Raw genomic sequence first — 19,555 nt, 5'->3', positions numbered from 1 at the left:
GGCCACAGAGAAAAGGATTACTGTTCTTATGACGACAACTCAACAAACTGGCGCAGACTATCTGCGTCAGATCTTACGTGCTCCCGTCTATGAAGTAGCAACGGTCACCCCATTGCAAGCGATGCCGCGCTTATCTGAACGCATGGGGAACCACATTCAGATCAAACGTGAAGACCGCCAACCAGTACACTCTTTTAAGCTAAGAGGAGCCTACAATATGGTCTCTAGCTTGTCTGATGTACAAAAACAAGCAGGGGTCATTGCAGCCTCGGCAGGCAACCACGCTCAAGGCATGGCGCTGTCTGGAACAAAATTGGGGATCCAAACCACCATTGTGATGCCCAAAACAACACCCGATATCAAGGTCGAAGCCGTTCGTGGATTTGGTGGTAAGGTTATTTTACACGGCAGTAATTTTGATGAAGCCAAAGCAGAAGCAGAACGTTTATCCGCTGAGTATGGCTATACGTTTGTTCCTCCGTTTGATCACCCATTAGTGATCGCAGGGCAAGGCACGATTGGCATGGAAATGCTGCAGCAAAATGGTCATTTAGATTATATTTTTGTTCCTGTTGGTGGCGGTGGTTTAGCAGCAGGTGTTGCGGTATTAATCAAACAGTTGATGCCGGAAATCAAGATCATTGCAGTTGAACCTGAAGATTCTGCCTGCCTAAAAGCCGCCTTAGATGCCGGAGAACCTGTCGTTCTTGATCAGGTCAGCATGTTTGCCGATGGTGTTGCGGTGAAACGTATTGGTGAAGAGACTTTCCGACTTTGCCAGCAATATATCGATGGCCATATTACGGTTTCCAGCGATGAAATCTGTGCTGCCGTTAAAGATATTTTTGAAGATACTCGCGCCATTGCGGAACCTTCCGGTGCGCTGGCACTTGCTGGATTAAAAAAATACGCAGAAGCCAATCAACTCAAAGATAAACAACTTGGCACGGTTTTATCAGGTGCTAACACCAACTTCCACGGTTTGCGCTATGTTTCCGAACGTTGTGAACTCGGTGAAAAACGCGAAGGGTTACTCGCGGTGACTATCCCTGAACGCCAAGGTGCATTCTTAGAGTTCTGCAATATTATTGGTGGTCGTGCGGTTACTGAGTTTAACTATCGTTATAACGATAATCGCTTAGCGAATATCTTTGTTGGTGTCCGTTTGCAAGGCGGTCAAGATGAGCTTCTCAGCATTATTGATGATTTGCGTGAAGGTGGCTATCCCGTCGCCGATCTTTCTGATGATGAAATGGCGAAACTCCATGTTCGCTATATGATAGGCGGAAAACCCTCTAAGCAACTCAAAGAGCGGTTATACAGTTTCGAGTTTCCGGAATACCCAGGAGCGCTACTTAAGTTCCTCAGCACTTTAGGAACACATTGGAATATAAGCCTGTTTAATTACCGAAATCACGGAGCTGATTATGGACGAGTTCTTTGTGGTTTTGAGCTTGATGAGCAAGATTTAGCTCAGTTTTCGACGCATTTACGCGAACTTGGCTACCAGTGCAAAGATGAAAGTGATAACCCATCGTATAAGTTTTTTCTTTCATAAAAGAGAGTGTTAAGAAGGTCATTTCTTCTTAAAAACGGTCGTTAGATAAACAAGCGAGATACTCATATCTCGCTTGTTTTATTTGTGTAGCTGATGCTCATTTTTATTACCCGATATCACCTAATCGACGCTCATCCAACCAATCATGATACAACTGTTCACTCGACCCTAAATAGTCCACCATCCATTTAATCAGCTTGTGGTTATCGTCTTTTCGCCAAACTAAACAACACTGACTCAATGGTTTATCATCAGGCATGACTTTTTCAACCAACTGACCATCGGCGATCAATGGTGCGGCGATATGGCGCGGCATATAACCCACACCAACCCCATTCTTCAAACACTCAATCGCACTATACCAATTAGGCAATAGCAGACGTCTTTGCTGCGGATAATGCCCAGTATGACGCTTGGGTAGCACACTGGATGTATCATCTAAACATATGGCAGGAAACTGGCTAACGAACGATTCTGTGAGGTTTTGTTCTTTCACACATGGATGACTTGGTGACATCACTAGAGCCCAATCCAAGAGACCCATCTCTTTTACCTCAAAATCGCCGCCTACTGGAATAGCAGAGGTCGCACCAATAACAATATCCGCCCTGCCTTGTGCGATCGCTTCCCAAGAACCATTAAAAACCTCCATATTGATCTGCAGTTCAGCAAACTCAAATGTCTGGTAAAAATCTTCAATCATGGGTTTCATTTTATCGAGCTTAACCACGTTATCTAGGGTTAACTTTAGCGTTTTCTGCCAGCCATGAGCCGCTCGTTTGGTTTGCGCTTTTACTTCTGACATCTGCCTAAGTAGCACGCGAGCTTCTTCAATAAATAACTCACCAGCCGGTGTTAACTCGACCTTTCTTGGTAATCGCCGAAACAAGATGACATCCAAATCTTGCTCAACCTGTCTAACTCCATAACTGATCGCAGAAGGAACTTTATGTAACACCTCAGCGGCGGCGGTAAAGCTACCGAGTCGAGCCACCGTATCGAGCATTTCCAATGATGATTTAGAGAACATAAGCTTTCAAATTTTTTGATTGATAACCACAAATTTTAACGTTTTATTTTATAAAGGTCGAAGGAATACAATGAAAACGTAAATAAACAAGGGCTGGCGCCAACCTAAACAGTTCATCAACAGACAAATATTTTGAATGGAAATCGTATGAAAATCTCCAAGTTACAACTCATCTACTTAGCTGCGCTTTCGATGTTAGGTTTTATAGCCACAGATATGTATCTCCCTGCGTTTAAAATTATGGAGACAGACTTCGCCACAGGCCCAGAACAAATCGCTCTTTCTCTCACCGTATTTCTTGCGGGTATGGCGATAGGGCAACTGCTATGGGGCTTAGCTTCTGATAAATTTGGCCATAGAAACACCTTGGTTGTCGGCCTAGGCGTGTTCACTCTCGCTTCATTTGGTTTAGCCTTTAGCACTGAAGTTTGGCAACTATTAAGCTTGCGCTTCATTCAAGCGATCGGCGTATGTGCACCTGCGGTTATTTGGCAGGCGATGGTCATAAAACGTTATCCAGCAAGTGGTAGCCAACAAATTTTTGCGACAATTATGCCCTTAGTCGCGCTATCACCAGCCCTAGCACCTCAGTTAGGTGTGTTACTTGCGGACAACTTTGGCTGGCACAGTATTTTTATCACATTAACGTTAATGGGTGTCATGCTGGTATTAGCAACCATGAGCCAACCTCAAGAGAAGGTTGAAAGTAAGCAAAGCTCAATCAAAACAGATATCAAAGCGTTACTGCACTCTAAAACCTATGTGGGCAATGTCATGATGTTTGCAATGGCGTCCGCTGCATTCTTCGCTTACTTAACGGGGATGCCTGAAATCATGAGCCAACTAGGCTATGAACCAAAAGACATCGGTTTAAGCTTTATCCCGCAAACCATCGCTTTTATGGTCGGTGGTTACATGGGCAAAGTTGGTGTGAAAAAATTTGGTGATGAAAAGGTTCTGAAGCAATTAATTGGTCTTTTCAGTGTCGCGACTCTGCTTATTTTCATCGCATCTCAGTGGACGCTATCATCCATTTGGCCAATTTTAGCCCCCTTCTGCTTAATTGCGGTAGCAAATGGTGCGTTATACCCAATCGTCGTAAACCGCGCACTATCTAGCGCAAAAAACAGCCCAGCAACCGCTGCGGGCCTACAAAATAGCCTGCAAATCTGTGTCAGTGGTTTTGCAAGCGCACTTGTAGCGGTCTTCGCAAGCCAAGCTCAGATGGTGACTGGTATTGCGATAATCATTTGCCTAGGCGGTTTATGGGTAGGTTATATCGTGTCGAACAGAGAGCTATCTAAACACTTCAGAGCACCAGACAACGCTCGAGTGGTCAGCGACGAATAATTAAAAATTGATTAATAGACAACTCGGTTAGCTAGAAAACAAAAAAGCCGCGAAATTCGCGGCTTTTTTATATGATACATCACTATAAACTTTTCAAGCCCCACTTTTCAGCGGTCGCTTTGAAAAAACCTTGCGTCTTTTTCAGCTCAACCCAGTGGTTCACATAATTGATCCACACTTGGTCATCTTGAGGAAGTAACATCGAAATGGGTGTTGGTCGACGCGGATCTTCGACAGGCACAATCGCTAACTGTTTAAATTTCTCCACCAGCGTCGCGGCTTCAACATTGGACGTCACTGATACATCAGCACGGCGAGCCAGTAATTCCTGAAAATCACGAGCAGGCGCTTCTATAACAATGTGTTTTGCTTCAGGGAAAAACTCTTTAACCATCTTCTCTTGCACAGTACCCAGTGTCGCCGCAACTTTGATGTTCGAATCATTAAAGTCCTCCCAACTGGAAAATTTAGTCAGGTCTTTTTTTTGTACAACTGGAACAAAAGCTAAATAAAAGTAAGGCTGACTATAACCCGCAACTTTGGCACGCGACATATTCAGCGACGCACTTCCGGTAATGTCATATTTATTCGCGGTAATGCCATTAACCAAGGTTTTCCAATCGGTTGCGATATATTCGACCTTGACTCCAAGATCTTTCGCCAATTCCGTCGTGACATCAATATCAAAACCGCGATAACTATTGGTTGCTGGATCTTTCATGGTCATCGGGTTCCAGTCTCCCGTTGTTCCCACTCGCATTACGCCAGTGTCTAAAATCTCTTTTAAACGGCTATCCGCCGAAACTTGTCCAACCGCGAGCAAACACATTCCTAATGCTATAATGAATCTCTTCATTGTCTATTCCTTAATATTATTAACTTTTTTTCTCATAGTCTTGATAACATAGCAGTAACATCGAAATTTTATTAGTTAGGATAGTAACTTATTGTGAATTACCGACACTTTTTCTTCCTTTTTACTCCCTTACTTATCACTGGTTGCTCTAGTTATGAGTGGGGATGGTATGTGCTTGATCCTTCCACCGAGCAAGGTCGGACAAACATCGGTTTTCTCTTAGGTGGTTTTGAAGATACGATAGCAGTATCCCTCCTGAGTATGCTCTTTGCTATGTCGATTGGACTAATGATCGCACTACCCGCTCTTTCAGATAAGAAATGGCTCAATCTAATCAACCGTGTTTATGTAGAGACGATCCGCTCTATTCCGGTTCTGGTGCTTTTACTGTGGGTTTATTACGGTATGCCTACACTGATGGATATCTCACTCAACCACTTTTGGGCTGGGGTGATCGCATTAACCATCGCAGAAAGTGCCTTTATGGCCGAAGTATTTCGTGGTGGCATTCAAGCGATTCATAAAGGTCAGCACGAAGCCGCAGAATCACTTGGATTGAATTATTGGCAGAAGATGCGCTTTATTATTCTTCCTCAAGCATTAAGACAAATTCTGCCACCGCTAGGTAATCAATTTGTCTACATTCTCAAAATGTCTTCGCTGGTGAGTGTAATCGGCTTAAGTGATTTAACTCGACGAGCTAACGAGCTGGTGGTTAATGAGTACTTACCTCTAGAGATATACACATTCTTGGTACTTGAATATTTAGTGCTTATCCTAGTGGTTTCACAAGGAGTAAGAATGTTGGAAAAACGAATTGCGGTACCGAGCCACTAATCAGTCATAAGTGGGTAATTGATTCACACGATTTGAACATAAGACACAAAAAGTAAAAAAGCCGCAAACAGTGCGGCTTTTTCGTTTAACTCTTGAATTACTTCTTAATTTTCGCAGGTCTCTGCCAGTTTGCGATTTTACGCTCTTTCGCTCTGCTAATAACCAATTCGCTTTCCGCGACATCTCTGGTAACAGTCGAACCAGCACCAATAGTTGCACCGTCTGCAATAGTGACAGGAGCAATTAATTGGCTATCTGAACCAACAAAAACATCATCACCAATAATGGTTTTAAATTTATTAGCACCATCATAATTACAAGTGATTGCACCAGCACCAACATTCACACGTTGGCCAATTTCAGCATCACCCAAGTACGTTAGGTGATTGGCTTTAGAGCCTTCGCCTAAACACGTATTTTTCACTTCCACAAAGTTACCTACATGCGAATTATTACGCATATCGGCACCAGGGCGTAAGCGAGTAAATGGACCCACAGTACAGTCTTCACCAACGGTTGCACCTTCAATGACACTGTATGGACGAACGATAGTGTTATCATCAATCTCACAGTCTTTTAGTACACAGCCAGCGCCAATTTTGACATTATCACCAATGGTAACAGTACCTTCGATAATCACATTCGCATCGATCTCAACATCCATACCATATTGAATTGAACCACGTAGATCAAAACGAGCAGGATCGCGTAGCATAACACCTTGCTCTAATAAGTACTGAGCTTGCATTTGCTGATAGGCACGCTCTAATCGAGCTAACTGAGCACGGTCATTCACCCCTTCCACTTCGATAGGGTTCGCAGGATGAACCGCTTCAACCGCACGTCCTTCATTATGCGCAGCAGCGATAACATCAGTAAGGTAGTATTCGCCTTGGGCATTTTGGTTATTTAAGCCAGATAACCAACGTTTCAGATCACCACCTGTCGCCACCATGACGCCGGTGTTGATCTCTTTAATTAGTTTTTGTTCATCAGTCGCATCTTTCTGCTCAACAATCGCCACAACAGGACCATTCTTACGCACAATACGGCCATAGCCCATCGGGTTATCAAGCACAACGGTAAGCAGTGCGATACCGCCAGTAGGTTGTGCTTCCAGTAAGTTTTCAATGGTCTCAGAAGAGATCAATGGAACATCGCCATAAAGCACTAAGATCTTTTCATCATCTTCAAACTTTGGTGAAGCTTGATCCACAGCGTGACCGGTACCCAACTGATCCGCTTGAAGGATCCAGTTAACTGGCTCTTCTGCTAATACACTCTTCATTTGATCACCACCGTGACCATATACAAGGTGAATGTTATGTGCTCCAAGATCGCTGCAAGTATCAATCACATGCTTAACCATTGGCTTACCCGCCAATGTATGAAGTACCTTTGGCATATTGGAGTACATACGAGTGCCTTTACCCGCAGCCAGGATAACTGAGCTAAATTTCATGTTCTAACCTATGACGTTTTTTTAATGCGACTATTTTAGCCGGAATTCATTAAGCTGTTAAATCTGTATTACAAATTATTGATATCAAATAAGCAAAAAGGCGACCAATTGGCCGCCTTTGTCTCAACGTTGCTACTTAATTGCTTAATTAGCGACGTTTCTTCGTCAGTTCGATAACTCGTAACTGAGCAATGGCTTTAGCGAGTTCGCTTGCCGCTTGTGCGAAGTCCATGTCGCCATGCTGATTCTGGATATGTTCCTCAGCTTTGCGCTTGGCTTCTTCCGCCTTAGCTGCGTCTAGCTCTTCACCACGAATTGCTGTATCAGCCAGTACAGTAGCTGTACCCGGCTGAACTTCAATCATACCACCAGAAACATAAATAATTTCTTCGTGGCCGTGCTGTTTCACGATACGCACCATGCCAGGCTTAATAGCGGTCAGCAGCGGGGTGTGACCATGGAAAATACCAAGTTCACCTTCGCTTCCGGTCACCTGAAATGTTTCAACACGACCTGAGAAAAGTTTTTTCTCTGCGCTTACTACATCTAGATGAAAGGTTATTGCTGCCATATCGCCTCCTATTTAGCCTTATAGCTTCTTGGCATTCTCAATAGCTTCGTCGATAGTACCGCAGTACATGAACGCTTGCTCTGGAATGTCATCGTATTCACCAGCTAGTAGACCTTTAAAGCCACGTAGAGTCTCTTTAAGAGCTACGTAAACACCAGGGTCACCTGTAAATACTTCCGCTACGTGGTAAGGCTGAGTAAGGAACTTCTCAATCTTACGAGCACGAGATACAACTTGCTTATCTGTTTCAGATAGCTCGTCCATACCTAGGATAGCGATGATATCTTTCAGCTCTTTATAGCGCTGAAGTGTCGTTTGAACACCTTGAGCAATATCATAGTGCTCTTGACCAACCACTAGTGGATCAAGCATACGAGATGTTGAATCTAGTGGGTCAATCGCAGGGTATAGACCCATTGCAGCGATGTTACGGTTAAGTACAACCGTTGCATCCAAGTGAGCAAACGTCGTTGCTGGAGATGGATCCGTTAAGTCATCCGCAGGTACGTATACCGCCTGAACAGAAGTGATAGAACCCTGTTTAGTCGATGTGATACGTTCCTGAAGAACACCCATCTCTTCAGCTAGTGTTGGCTGGTAACCTACCGCAGATGGCATACGACCTAGTAGAGCCGAAACCTCAGTACCTGCAAGTGTGTAACGGTAGATGTTATCTACGAATAGTAGAACGTCACGACCTTCGTCACGGAAACGCTCTGCCATTGTAAGACCAGTCAGTGCAACACGTAGACGGTTACCTGGTGGCTCGTTCATCTGACCGTAAACCATTGCTACTTTTGATTCTTCAGGTTTTTCGATGTTTACAACACCCGCTTCCTGCATTTCAAAGTAGAAATCGTTACCTTCACGTGTACGCTCACCAACACCCGCAAATACGGATAGACCTGAGTGTTGTAGTGCGATGTTGTTGATAAGTTCCATCATGTTAACGGTCTTACCTACACCAGCACCACCGAATAGACCAATTTTACCACCCTTAGCGAATGGACAAATCAAGTCGATTACTTTAACACCAGTCTCTAGAAGTGCAGTCTCATTAGACTGTTCTTCGTAGCTTGGAGCTTCACGGTGAATTGCATAATGCTCTTCAGCACCAATGTCGCCACACTCATCAATCGCATCACCAAGTACATTCATGATACGGCCAAGAGTTTTAGTGCCCACTGGAACTGTAATTGGAGCGCCAGTATTTTCTACTGTCAAACCACGACGTAAACCATCAGAGCTGCCCATTACGATTGCGCGAATTACGCCACCGCCAAGCTGTTGCTGAACTTCAAGAACAAGACGTTCTTTCGCTTCAGTAACATTCAGAGCATCGTATACACGTGGTACTTCGCCCTGTGGGAACTCTACGTCGACTACCGCACCGATGATCTGTACGATCTTACCTGTAGCCATCGTTAATCCTCTAAACTAATTAGTTTTACCTAAGCTTTAAACCGAATACGCTTTAAACTGCTGCAGCACCGGAAACAATTTCTGATAGCTCTTGTGTAATCGCCGATTGACGGGCTTTGTTATACACAAGTTCTAAATCATCAATAATGTCACCAGCATTATCAGTTGCAGCTTTCATTGCAATCATTCGCGCCGCTTGCTCTGAAGCAAGGTTCTCTACCACACCTTGATATACTTGTGATTCGACATAACGAACCAACAGAGTATCAAGAAGAGGTTTCGGCTCGGGCTCATAAATATAATCCCAAGAATGATCGCGCTGAACTTCTTCGCTATCCGATTTAGGCAAAGGTAGTAATTGATCGATCGTTGGTTCTTGGACCATAGTGTTTTCAAACTTGTTGAACACTAGGTATAGACGATCTAATTCGCCTTCATCATATTTCTTCAGCATTACGCCAACTGAACCGATTAGGTCTTCAAGACTTGGGCTATCGCCTAAACCTGAAACCTGTGCAGCTACTTTAGCGCCACTGTTATTGAAAAATGCTGTCGCTTTTGAACCCACAACTGCAAGTTCAATTTCAGCACCTTTCTCAGACCAAGCTTGCATGTCATGCATAGCTTTTTTGAACAAGTTAATGTTCAAGCCGCCACACAAGCCACGGTCAGTAGAAATAATGATATAACCAACACGCTTGGCTTCACGCTCATCTAGGTACGGATGTCTGTACTCAAGATTTGCGTTTGCCAAATGACCGATCACTTTACGCATTGTTTCAGCATACGGACGAGAAGCTTCCATCGCATCTTGCGAGCGACGCATTTTTGAAGCTGCTACCATTTCCATTGCTTTCGTGATCTTTTGAGTGCTTTTTACACTCCCGATCTTATTACGAATCTCTTTTGCGCCGGCCATCGTTACTCTCCGTTAGTGGGTGACCCTAAGGCCACCAACCAATTACCAGGTCTGGGTTGCTTTGAAATCATCAGTAAGCTTTTTAAGCTTAGCTTCGATATCGCTGTTGTAAGCACCCGTAGCGTTGACTTCAGTAACGAAATCAGCGTATTGACCATGAGCGTACGACAGTAGTGATGCTTCAAAATCTAGAACTTTATCCAGTTCTACATCATTCAAGTAACCACGCTCTGCCGCGAAGATAACTAGTGCTTGGTCAAAAACAGACATAGGAGCGTACTGTTTCTGCTTCATTAGTTCTGTAACTTTTTGACCATGGTCTAGCTGCTTCTTAGTCGCTTCATCAAGATCAGACGAGAACTGTGCGAATGCCGCTAGTTCACGATATTGAGCTAGTGCAGTACGGATACCGCCAGATAGCTTCTTGATGATTTTCGTTTGCGCTGAACCACCTACACGAGAAACTGAGATACCTGGGTCAACAGCAGGACGAACACCAGCGTTGAATAGCTCAGTTTGTAGGAAGATCTGACCATCGGTAATAGAGATTACGTTAGTCGGTACGAATGCAGATACGTCACCAGCCTGCGTTTCAATGATAGGTAGAGCAGTTAAAGAACCAGTCTTGCCTTTCACTTCACCGTTAGTGAATTTTTCTACGTATACTTCGCTTACACGAGCAGCACGCTCTAGAAGACGAGAGTGAAGGTAGAAAACATCACCAGGGAACGCTTCACGACCCGGTGGACGTTTTAGTAGTAGAGAGATCTGACGATACGCTACCGCTTGCTTAGATAGATCATCATAAATGATCAGTGCATCTTCGCCACGGTCACGGAAGTATTCACCCATCGCACAACCTGAGTACGGTGCAAGGTATTGCAGCGCAGCAGATTCAGAAGCAGAAGCAACAACAACAACGGTATTAGCCAGTGCGCCGTGCTCTTCTAGTTTGCGAACTACGTTGGCAATAGTCGATGCTTTCTGACCGATTGCTACATAGATTGAGAAAATACCAGAATCTTTCTGGTTAATGATTGCATCGATCGCCATTGCTGTTTTACCAGTTTGACGGTCACCGATGATTAGCTCACGCTGACCACGGCCGATTGGAATCATTGAGTCAACTGACTTATAGCCAGTTTGTACTGGTTGGTCTACCGATTTACGATCGATTACACCAGGTGCAATCACTTCTACTGGAGAAGTTAGTTTCGCTTCGATAGGGCCTTTTCCATCAATAGGCTCACCAAGTGTGTTTACAACACGACCTAGCATTTCTGGGCCTACTGGTACTTCAAGGATACGACCAGTACCTGTTACTTTCATGCCTTCTTGTAAGTCGACATATGGGCCCATTACAACCGCACCAACCGAGTCACGCTCAAGGTTAAGTGCTAGTGCATAATGGCCACCCGGTAATTCAATCATTTCACCTTGCATCACGTCCGCTAGGCCGTGAATGCGGATGATACCGTCGCTTACCGATACGATAGTACCTTCGTTACGAGCTTCACTAACAACGTTGAAAGATTCAATACGTTGTTTGATTAGATCGCTTATTTCAGTGGAATTAAGTTGCATGCTCCAATCCCCATTAAGACTGCAAGGCATCGCTCAGGCGGTTCAAACGACCACGCGCTGAGTTATCGATGACTAGGTCTCCGGCTCGAATAATAACCCCACCAAGTAGGGTCTCATCTACACTGCAATTCAGCTGAACTTTGCGTTCAAGACGCTGCTCAAGTTTGCTGCTGATTTCTGTGCGTTGTTCTTCAGAAAGTTCGACGGCTGAAAGTACTTCAACATCAATTTTCTTCTCATGCTCTTGTTTAAGCATTAAAAACTCTTCACAGACTTCAGGCATGGCCTTTAATCGGCCATTTTCAGCCATCACCTTAATTAGGTTTTGGCCGAATTCATCAAACTGTTCGCCGCAAATTGCGATAAATATTTCAGACAATTGCTCAGCAGATACAGATCCACTTAGCAAATCAGCAATTTCATCGTTTTTTGCTACTTCGGCAGCAAAGGTTAGCATTTGACCCCATTGGTCTAGCTCACCTTTCTCAACCGCAAAATCAAACGCTGCTTTAGCATAGGGGCGTGCGATTGTAGTCAAATCAGACATATCCTGCCCCTCGCTTTAAAGTTTTGCAGTAATGTTGTCAAGAATATCTTTGTGCGCATCTTTATCGATTGTACGCTCAAGGATTTTCTCAGCACCAGCTACAGCCAGAGTTGCAACTTGTTTACGAAGCTCATCACGAGCGCGGTTACGTTCAGCTTCAAGTTCTGCTTCAGCTTGTGCTAGGATTTTCTGGCGTTCTGCCTGAGCTTCCTCGCGTGCTTCATCAACAATTTGAGCTTTACGCTTATTCGCTTGATCGATTACTTCAGTTGCAGTGCGTTTCGCTTCTTTCATTTGGTCAGAAGCGTTGGCTTGTGCTAAATCTAAGTCTTTTGCAGCGCGTTCAGCAGCTACAAGACCGTCAGCAATTTTTTTCTGACGCTCTTCAATTGCTTGCATGATTGGCGGCCATACATATTTCATGCAGAACGCTACAAACATTGCAAAAGCAATTGCTTGACCTAGCAGAGTTGCGTTTATATTCACAACAGCTACCCCTCGTTAAGTATCAACTACAAAAATTTAATTAACGTAAGTCGTTAATTAGCCTGCTAGTTGACCAACAAATGGGTTAGCAAACGTGAATAGTAGAGCGATTACGATACCGATCATTGGAACCGCATCAAGCAGACCAGCGATGATGAACATCTTAACTTGCAGCATAGGAGCCATTTCTGGTTGACGAGCAGCACCTTCAAGGAATTTACCACCTAGAAGTGCGAAACCAATCGCAGTACCAAGAGAAGCAAGACCGACGATGATACCCACGGCGATTGCTGAAAAGCTCAGTAAAGTTTCCATTACTATCTCCAATTTATAGTTGTTGGCTTAATGCCTAAATAAAAGCTTAAAAAATTAATGATCGTGGTCTTCGTGTGCCATTGACAGATAAACAATTGTCAACATCATGAATACGAATGCCTGAATCAGGATTACCAAAATATGGAAGATTGCCCACGGAAGTGAACCCATCCATTGTAGCCACCATGGTAGCATTGCTGCACAAAGAATAAATACAACCTCACCAGCGAACATGTTACCGAATAAACGCATACCAAGAGAAAGAGGTTTAGCTAAAAGCGATACCACTTCAATTAGAAGGTTAAACGGAATCATAGACCAGTGATTAAATGGATGTAACGCTAATTCTTTTGCGAAGCCACCCAGGCCTTTCACTTTGATGCTGTAGTAGATCATCAGAGCAAAAACACCCAGAGCCATAGCCATGGTGATGTTTACATCAGCAGAAGGAACCACTTTTAAGTAAGGGATGCCTAGCCAATGTTGTGCTGGGTAAGGTAAGAAATCAATTGGAACTAAGTCCATGATGTTCATTAATAATACCCAACAAAAGATAGTCAGTGCCAGCGGAGCTATAAGTGGGTTGCGTCCATGGAAAGTATCTTTGACGTTTTGGTCAACGAACTCTATTACCATTTCAACGGCACACTGTAGCTTACCTGGTACACCTACTGTTGCTTTCTTAGCGACAGAATGGAAAATCCAAAGGAAAATCAGTCCTGTAAACACAGAAAAAAACAGGCTATCGATATGTACGTTCCAGAAGCTTGCTTCATCCGCTACCAAACCCAATTTCGCAAGCGATAGGTTTGATAAGTGGTGGGCAATATATCCGGATTGTGTTAGCGCTTCACCTGGCGCAGCCATAACTCATCCTATTTTTTGTTGTTAATGAATAGCACTGGCGCAAAGATGTTAATCCCTAATGCCAGCAAATAGGTTAGTTTGAGGGGAACAAGTTCCACCTGCATATACACGTAAGCAACAGAAAATAGTACAACCGTGATTAGGATTTTTAAGGCTTGTCCTGTATAGAAAGAGGCCGCGATGCGCTTGGCAGCACGAGCTCCACTAAACATGAAAGCACACAACGCGAAAACCGCGTTAGCAATGACAAAAATACCACCACCAACAAGCGCTGAAAGGCCCCAATCAGCATTTACGGCTATAGCCATCCCTGCTGCCACTAACATAACCGCGCCAAACTCGATCATTAACAATTGCTTTGCAAGCTCTCGTCCTGGTCTCGCTAACGCAGCTACCATGTATTCGTACCTCTAATAATATCCACTATGCACCTCATACTGCTCAGTGCGGGGAATTTTCCGAAAATTATACGGTGAGTCAAACTGATTGCAATAAAAACGCAGCAAAAAGTTACACTTTTGTTTACAAACCGACAACTTTCGAATGAAATTTCATTTTTTGCATAATTGACCTAAATCAATTATCTCATTTAGCTATGTAGCTTGGCAATAAGTTGCTCTAATTTGTGAGGTTCATCAATACTAATCGTTATTTTTGACTTACCGTTGACAGAGCGAACTACCGACACTTTTGAGCCAAGAATATCACTTAAGCTCTGTGACATTTGCTTAGCATCTTCATCTTCAGGTTGGTTTTTACCTTCAACCTTTGGAGATAAACATTTTTTAACCAATTGCTCTGTCTGGCGAACGGTTAATTGTTTCGCTGCTACATTCTGCGCAACCTCAACTTGCTGTTCACCTTCTAAAGCAAGAAGCGCTCTAGCATGCCCCATTTCTAGCTGTTTAGTTAAAACTAAACCTTTTACGTCATCATGGAGCTGATTTAGACGTAATAAGTTACTGACTGTCGTTCTAGATTTGCCAATAACTTCAGCAACTTGTTGATGCGTTAAGGAAAACTCATTCTGTAACCGCTCTAAAGCTTGAGCTTCTTCCATAACGTTAAGATCTTCACGCTGTATATTTTCAATCAACGCCATTGCAATCGCAGCTCGATCTTTTACATTTTTCACCAAACATGGGACTTGTTTTAGCCCTGCTTGCTTAGCCGCTCTCCAACGTCTTTCACCCGCGATAATTTCAAACTGACCTTGCTCAATCTGACGGACAATGATCGGTTGAATAATGCCTTGTGACTGAATAGAAGCCGCAAGTTCTTGCAACGCTTCTGGTTCCATATCTTTACGAGGTTGATACACACCCGCTCTTAAGCTGTTAGTCGATAAATCTTTTAACTCGCCATCAGAAGAGAGCAATTGACTATGTGAGGCGACTTGCTGTTTCTCACGAGCTAATGAACTGGTTGCAAGTAAAGCATCCAATCCTTTTCCTAAACCACGCTTAGACATTGAGCGAATTCCTTGGATTAAAGTTTATACTGGGACTTCTTCACGACGAAGCATTTCACCTGCCAAAGCTAAGTATGCTTTAGCCCCGGCGGAATACTTGTCGTAATACATAGCTGGTTTTCCATGACTTGGAGCTTCAGCTAAGCGAACGTTACGTGGAATCACTGTGCGATACACTTTGCTACCAAAGTGCTTCTTAAGCTGGTCGGAGACTTCGTTGGAGAGTCGGTTTCTCGGATCGTACATTGTACGCAACAAACCTTCTATCTTTAGATTTTCATTCACGACTGCAGCCAGTTTGCTGATGGTATCCATTAACGCAGTTAAACCTTCTAACGCAAAATACTCACATTGCATTGGCACTAATACAGAATCCGCTGCTGCCATTGCGTTGATTGTAAGAAGATTTAAAGAGGGAGGACAATCAATAAAGATGAAATCATAGTTATCACGAACCATAGATAGCGCATTTTTTAACCGAACTTCACGCGCAAAGACTTCCATTAGTTTAATTTCAGCCGCGGTTACATCTCCGTTTGCAGCAATGAGGTCATAGTTGCCATTCGTGCTGCGCTGTACCACTTCACTAAATGCAGTATCTTCGACCAATAAATCATAAGCAGTGGCATCAACTTGATATTTATCGATCCCACTCGCCATTGTGGCATTGCCTTGAGGATCAAGATCTATCACTAATATCTTACGCTTAGTGGCAGCCATTGAAGCGGCTAGGTTGACACAGGTTGTGGTTTTCCCCACTCCGCCTTTCTGATTAGCTATTGCTACGATTTTTCCCACGATTGCCTCGCTGTTATCCCTTACGCGATAAGATTACCAGATGACGCTCACCTTCAAGCTCTGGAACCTGTAAAGCTTTGACATCTGTCACGGTACACCATTCTGGAATAAGCTCAATTTCGTTTTCAGATAATTGACCTTTTAGCGCCATAAACACACCAGTATTATCTTTTGGTAAGTGATGACACCATTCCACCATATCCGTCATTGAAGCAAATGCACGGCTGAGTACACCATCAAATTTATCTTCAGGTTGATACTCTTCTACGCGACTTTGAATAGGCGTCACATTTTTGATGCCTAATTCGTGGGTAGCCTGTTTAATAAAACGAATTCGCTTACCTAAACTGTCTAATAAGACAAAGTCATAATCTGGATTCATGATTGCAAGTGGTACGCCAGGTAAGCCAGGCCCAGTACCAACGTCAATAAAACGCTTTCCATGTAAGTATGTACTTACAATAATACTGTCTAAAATATGTTTAATCAGCATTTCCATAGGATCGCGAACCGAGGTGAGGTTGTAAGCTTTATTCCACTTATTCAACATCTCCACATAACCGACGAGTTGTTCACGCTGATTCTCATTCACTTCTAAATCAGTTTGAGCTAATAATTGGTCTAGTTTTATACGTAATACGCTCATTAAGCTTGCTCGCCTTTTTTCAGTAAACCTTGTTTTTTCAGATGCACCAATAAAATAGAAATGGCCGCTGGAGTGATACCAGAGATACGCGATGCAATACCTAATGTTTCCGGCTTGGCCGTGGTCAATTTCACTACGACCTCATTTGATAGCCCTTTCACTTCACTGTAATCAAGATCGATTGGCAGTTTAGTGTTCTCGTGGCGTAATGATTTGTCGATTTCATCTTGCTGACGCTGAATATAACCTTCGTATTTCACCATTATCTCAACTTGCTCTGCGGCTTGTTGATCTTCAAGGGCTGGAGCAAACATATCCAAACCAGTCAGCAGTGGGTAGGTGATCTCTGGACGACGTAAAAGATCTTCACCACTCGCTTCGCGTGACATTGGTGTCTTCAATAATGCGTTAAGATCCGCGATACCTTCAGATTTTGGGTTCATCCATAGATCTTTTAATCGTTGGCGCTCTTGCTCAATATTTTCAACTTTTTGGTTGAATCGAGCCCAGCGAGCATCATCAATAAGACCAAGCTCATGCGCTTTTTCTGTCAAACGTAAATCAGCATTGTCTTCACGAAGCAATAAGCGGTATTCCGCACGTGAAGTAAACATACGGTAAGGTTCTTTCGTGCCCATTGTCGATAAATCATCGATCAACACGCCCATATAGGCTTGATCACGTCTTGGGCTCCATGACTCTTTACCTTGTGTATACAAGCTTGCGTTTAGTCCGGCCATTAAGCCTTGAGCTGCCGCTTCTTCATAGCCTGTTGTGCCGTTGATTTGGCCAGCAAAGAATAATCCACCAATAAATTTCGTTTCGTAGCTCTGTTTTAAATCTCTAGGATCAAAGAAATCATATTCAATCGCGTAACCTGGACGAACAATATGTGCATTTTCAAAACCTTTCATTGAACGAACAATTTGAACTTGTACATCAAAAGGTAAGCTTGTTGAAATACCGTTAGGGTACAACTCATGAGTCGTGAGTCCTTCAGGCTCAATGAAGATTTGGTGGCTGTTTTTGTCAGCAAAACGCATCACTTTATCTTCAATTGATGGGCAATATCTAGGTCCAATACCTTCGATAACACCAGCATACATTGGGCTGCGATCTAAATTAGCACGTATTACATCATGCGTTTTTTCATTGGTATGCGTGATAAAGCATGGAATTTGGCGAGGTTGTTGGCTGCGTGATCCCATGAAAGAAAATACAGGCGTTGGGTTATCACCATGCTGAGCTTCAAGTACGGAAAAATCAACGCTACGGGCATCAATGCGTGGTGGTGTACCTGTTTTGAGACGATCGACTCGGAATGGTAACTCACGTAAACGATCTGCTAGTGCGATTGACGGAGGATCTCCTGCTCGCCCTCCCGCAGAGCTTTCCATTCCGATATGAATTTTTCCACCAAGGAAAGTACCAACCGTTAACACTACGGCTTTGGCATGGAATTTTAATCCCATTTGAGTAACGACACCTACGACATGATCATTCTCAACAATGAGATCATCGACTGATTGTTGAAACAGAGTTAGGTTTGGTGTGTTTTCAAGAGCATGGCGTACATAACTTTTGTACAGAGCTCGATCAGCTTGAGCACGAGTTGCTCTTACTGCAGGACCTTTTGATGCATTCAAAGTTCTAAATTGAATACCTGCGTGATCGATAGCTTGTGCCATCAATCCACCCATAGCATCGACTTCTTTGACAAGATGACCTTTACCGATACCACCAATTGCCGGATTACAAGACATTTGTCCTAACGTGTCGATGTTATGAGTAAGCAAGAGTGTACTTTGTCCAGTACGGGCTGATGCGAGTGCGGCTTCCGTTCCTGCATGACCGCCACCAACAACAATGACGTCAAATTTTTCGTGATAAAGCATGGACCGACCTCAGGTATAAAAACGATTTAATGGACAGAGAAAATGGAGCGCTATTCTACCTTTTTTCCATGGACTAGAGAATCGCTTTTAGCTTTTTTTGATCAAAGCTCCTTTCCTTAATATATATAAGATCTTTATAGAGATCTTTTATTAGATCTATTATTAGGATCGAGTGTTTCTGTGGATAAGTGGAAAATGATCAACAAGATCATTGATCTTTTGTGGATCAAAAGGTGTGATCTAGTTTGGATCAATCGGAGGATTAGCTGGGATCAAAATGGCTACTTATGCACAGGGGGATCCAAGCATATAAGTTATCATTGGGATAACTATAGGTTTAACACTGGAAATGAGCTATGTTATCCACAAGTGGTTTGTTTGTTTTTTGAGCAAACAGTTTTGTGAAATTAGAGAAAGTTATTCACAAATTTAAAATTAGGCATAAAAAAAGGCGGTAGACACCGCCTTTATAGAGATAATTCTAGCTCTAAAACTGGTCAAAATGCTGGTTTAGCCACTCTTCTGCAGCGTCTTCTGGTACTGATTGGGATAAAATATCAATGGTAAAACAGTCACTGATCGAGGTTGTTCCTATCTCTTTTAAGAGTGAAAAAGCATGCAAACCAGCAGCACAAAAAGTGTCATAACTGGAGTCACCAATCGCAATGACAGCGAACTTAACGCCATCCATTTTAGGTGGATTTTTTTCTAATTCAGAGATAAACGGCTGGATATTATCTGGGTACGCGCCTGCACCGTGAGTCGATGTGATGACTAACCAAGTGCCACTATTAGGAATAGAGCTTATTTGAGGTTGATTGTGGATGACTGTCTCTAGCCCTTTCTCTTGCAGAAGGTCACTTAAGTGATCTCCTACGTATTCGGCACCACCGAGAGTACTGCCAGTAATGATATGAATCATTCTTTATTCCTTGTAATAA

At 43.3% G+C, this 19,555-nt stretch carries 20 protein-coding genes; 3 read left to right on the top strand and 17 right to left on the bottom strand.

What is annotated here, in order from left to right:
• Nucleotides 1-28: 28 nt before the first annotated feature.
• A complete protein-coding gene (ilvA, locus tag FCV43_RS17820; protein ID WP_136995907.1) occupies nucleotides 29-1,558 on the top strand; it encodes a threonine ammonia-lyase, biosynthetic in 1,530 nt (509 codons plus the stop codon).
• Nucleotides 1,559-1,664: 106 nt separating this feature from the next.
• Here the strand turns inward: ilvA and punR are convergent, their stop codons facing one another.
• Nucleotides 1,665-2,588 carry a DNA-binding transcriptional activator PunR gene (gene punR, locus FCV43_RS17815; protein ID WP_017054334.1) on the bottom strand — a complete coding sequence of 308 codons (924 nt, stop codon included), beginning with the start codon at nucleotides 2,586-2,588 and terminating at the stop codon, nucleotides 1,665-1,667.
• A 147-nt stretch (nucleotides 2,589-2,735) separates the two neighbouring features.
• Between punR and punC the strand changes: the two genes are divergently transcribed.
• Entirely contained in the window at nucleotides 2,736-3,938 is a 1,203-nt protein-coding gene (gene punC / locus FCV43_RS17810) for a purine nucleoside transporter PunC (RefSeq protein ID WP_017054333.1), read from the top strand.
• Nucleotides 3,939-4,020: 82 nt separating this feature from the next.
• Here punC and FCV43_RS17805 read toward each other — a convergent pair whose 3' ends face one another.
• A complete protein-coding gene (locus FCV43_RS17805) occupies nucleotides 4,021-4,794 on the bottom strand; it encodes a transporter substrate-binding domain-containing protein (RefSeq protein ID WP_017054332.1) in 774 nt (257 codons plus the stop codon).
• 93 nt (nucleotides 4,795-4,887) lie between these two features.
• Here FCV43_RS17805 and FCV43_RS17800 point away from each other — a divergent pair, with 93 nt between their 5' ends.
• On the top strand, nucleotides 4,888-5,631 hold the full coding sequence (locus tag FCV43_RS17800; protein WP_029203545.1) for an amino acid ABC transporter permease: 744 nt from the start codon (nucleotides 4,888-4,890) through the stop codon (nucleotides 5,629-5,631).
• A gap of 97 nt (nucleotides 5,632-5,728) precedes the next feature.
• Here the strand turns inward: FCV43_RS17800 and glmU are convergent, their stop codons facing one another.
• From glmU to mioC, 15 genes are all read right to left on the bottom strand, one after another.
• The gene (gene glmU / locus FCV43_RS17795) at nucleotides 5,729-7,093 is read right to left on the bottom strand and encodes a bifunctional UDP-N-acetylglucosamine diphosphorylase/glucosamine-1-phosphate N-acetyltransferase GlmU (RefSeq protein ID WP_017054330.1); all 1,365 of its coding nucleotides are present in this window, start codon (nucleotides 7,091-7,093) and stop codon (nucleotides 5,729-5,731) included.
• 148 nt (nucleotides 7,094-7,241) lie between these two features.
• The gene (locus FCV43_RS17790) at nucleotides 7,242-7,664 is read right to left on the bottom strand and encodes a F0F1 ATP synthase subunit epsilon (RefSeq protein ID WP_017054329.1); all 423 of its coding nucleotides are present in this window, start codon (nucleotides 7,662-7,664) and stop codon (nucleotides 7,242-7,244) included.
• Between the two features lie 18 nt (nucleotides 7,665-7,682).
• The gene (gene atpD / locus FCV43_RS17785) at nucleotides 7,683-9,086 is read right to left on the bottom strand and encodes a F0F1 ATP synthase subunit beta (RefSeq protein ID WP_017054328.1); all 1,404 of its coding nucleotides are present in this window, start codon (nucleotides 9,084-9,086) and stop codon (nucleotides 7,683-7,685) included.
• Between the two features lie 52 nt (nucleotides 9,087-9,138).
• A complete protein-coding gene (atpG, locus tag FCV43_RS17780; RefSeq protein ID WP_017054327.1) occupies nucleotides 9,139-10,005 on the bottom strand; it encodes a F0F1 ATP synthase subunit gamma in 867 nt (288 codons plus the stop codon).
• Between the two features lie 42 nt (nucleotides 10,006-10,047).
• Nucleotides 10,048-11,589 (bottom strand): F0F1 ATP synthase subunit alpha, encoded by a 1,542-nt coding sequence (gene atpA, locus FCV43_RS17775; protein WP_017054326.1) that lies wholly within the window; start codon nucleotides 11,587-11,589, stop codon nucleotides 10,048-10,050.
• A 13-nt stretch (nucleotides 11,590-11,602) separates the two neighbouring features.
• Nucleotides 11,603-12,136 (bottom strand): F0F1 ATP synthase subunit delta, encoded by a 534-nt coding sequence (gene atpH / locus FCV43_RS17770; protein ID WP_136995906.1) that lies wholly within the window; start codon nucleotides 12,134-12,136, stop codon nucleotides 11,603-11,605.
• 15 nt (nucleotides 12,137-12,151) lie between these two features.
• A complete protein-coding gene (atpF, locus tag FCV43_RS17765; RefSeq protein ID WP_017054324.1) occupies nucleotides 12,152-12,622 on the bottom strand; it encodes a F0F1 ATP synthase subunit B in 471 nt (156 codons plus the stop codon).
• Nucleotides 12,623-12,679: 57 nt separating this feature from the next.
• Nucleotides 12,680-12,937: a F0F1 ATP synthase subunit C gene (atpE, locus tag FCV43_RS17760; RefSeq protein ID WP_005372317.1), complete on the bottom strand. Its 258-nt coding sequence runs from the start codon at nucleotides 12,935-12,937 to the stop codon at nucleotides 12,680-12,682.
• A 54-nt stretch (nucleotides 12,938-12,991) separates the two neighbouring features.
• On the bottom strand, nucleotides 12,992-13,804 hold the full coding sequence (gene atpB, locus FCV43_RS17755; RefSeq protein ID WP_017054323.1) for a F0F1 ATP synthase subunit A: 813 nt from the start codon (nucleotides 13,802-13,804) through the stop codon (nucleotides 12,992-12,994).
• A gap of 8 nt (nucleotides 13,805-13,812) precedes the next feature.
• Nucleotides 13,813-14,202 carry a F0F1 ATP synthase subunit I gene (locus FCV43_RS17750; RefSeq protein ID WP_017054322.1) on the bottom strand — a complete coding sequence of 130 codons (390 nt, stop codon included), beginning with the start codon at nucleotides 14,200-14,202 and terminating at the stop codon, nucleotides 13,813-13,815.
• A 191-nt stretch (nucleotides 14,203-14,393) separates the two neighbouring features.
• The gene (locus FCV43_RS17745; protein ID WP_136995905.1) at nucleotides 14,394-15,275 is read right to left on the bottom strand and encodes a ParB/RepB/Spo0J family partition protein; all 882 of its coding nucleotides are present in this window, start codon (nucleotides 15,273-15,275) and stop codon (nucleotides 14,394-14,396) included.
• Nucleotides 15,276-15,299: 24 nt separating this feature from the next.
• Nucleotides 15,300-16,073: a ParA family protein gene (locus FCV43_RS17740; protein WP_017054320.1), complete on the bottom strand. Its 774-nt coding sequence runs from the start codon at nucleotides 16,071-16,073 to the stop codon at nucleotides 15,300-15,302.
• Nucleotides 16,074-16,086: 13 nt separating this feature from the next.
• The gene (gene rsmG / locus FCV43_RS17735) at nucleotides 16,087-16,719 is read right to left on the bottom strand and encodes a 16S rRNA (guanine(527)-N(7))-methyltransferase RsmG (RefSeq protein ID WP_136995904.1); all 633 of its coding nucleotides are present in this window, start codon (nucleotides 16,717-16,719) and stop codon (nucleotides 16,087-16,089) included.
• Nucleotides 16,719-18,614, bottom strand: a complete 1,896-nt coding sequence (gene mnmG, locus FCV43_RS17730) for a tRNA uridine-5-carboxymethylaminomethyl(34) synthesis enzyme MnmG (RefSeq protein ID WP_017054318.1) — start codon at nucleotides 18,612-18,614, stop codon at nucleotides 16,719-16,721. Before mnmG ends, rsmG begins: the two co-directional genes overlap by 1 nt.
• Before the next feature lie 487 nt (nucleotides 18,615-19,101).
• Nucleotides 19,102-19,536, bottom strand: a complete 435-nt coding sequence (gene mioC / locus FCV43_RS17725) for an FMN-binding protein MioC (RefSeq protein WP_017054317.1) — start codon at nucleotides 19,534-19,536, stop codon at nucleotides 19,102-19,104.
• Between the last annotated feature and the right edge of the window lie 19 nt (nucleotides 19,537-19,555).

Source organism: Vibrio genomosp. F6 (assembly GCF_005146325.1).
Classification (GTDB): Bacteria; Pseudomonadota; Gammaproteobacteria; order Enterobacterales; family Vibrionaceae; genus Vibrio; species Vibrio cortegadensis.
The sequence above is the reverse complement of the archived record's forward strand: the minus strand, read 5'-3'. Positions and strand labels throughout refer to the sequence as shown.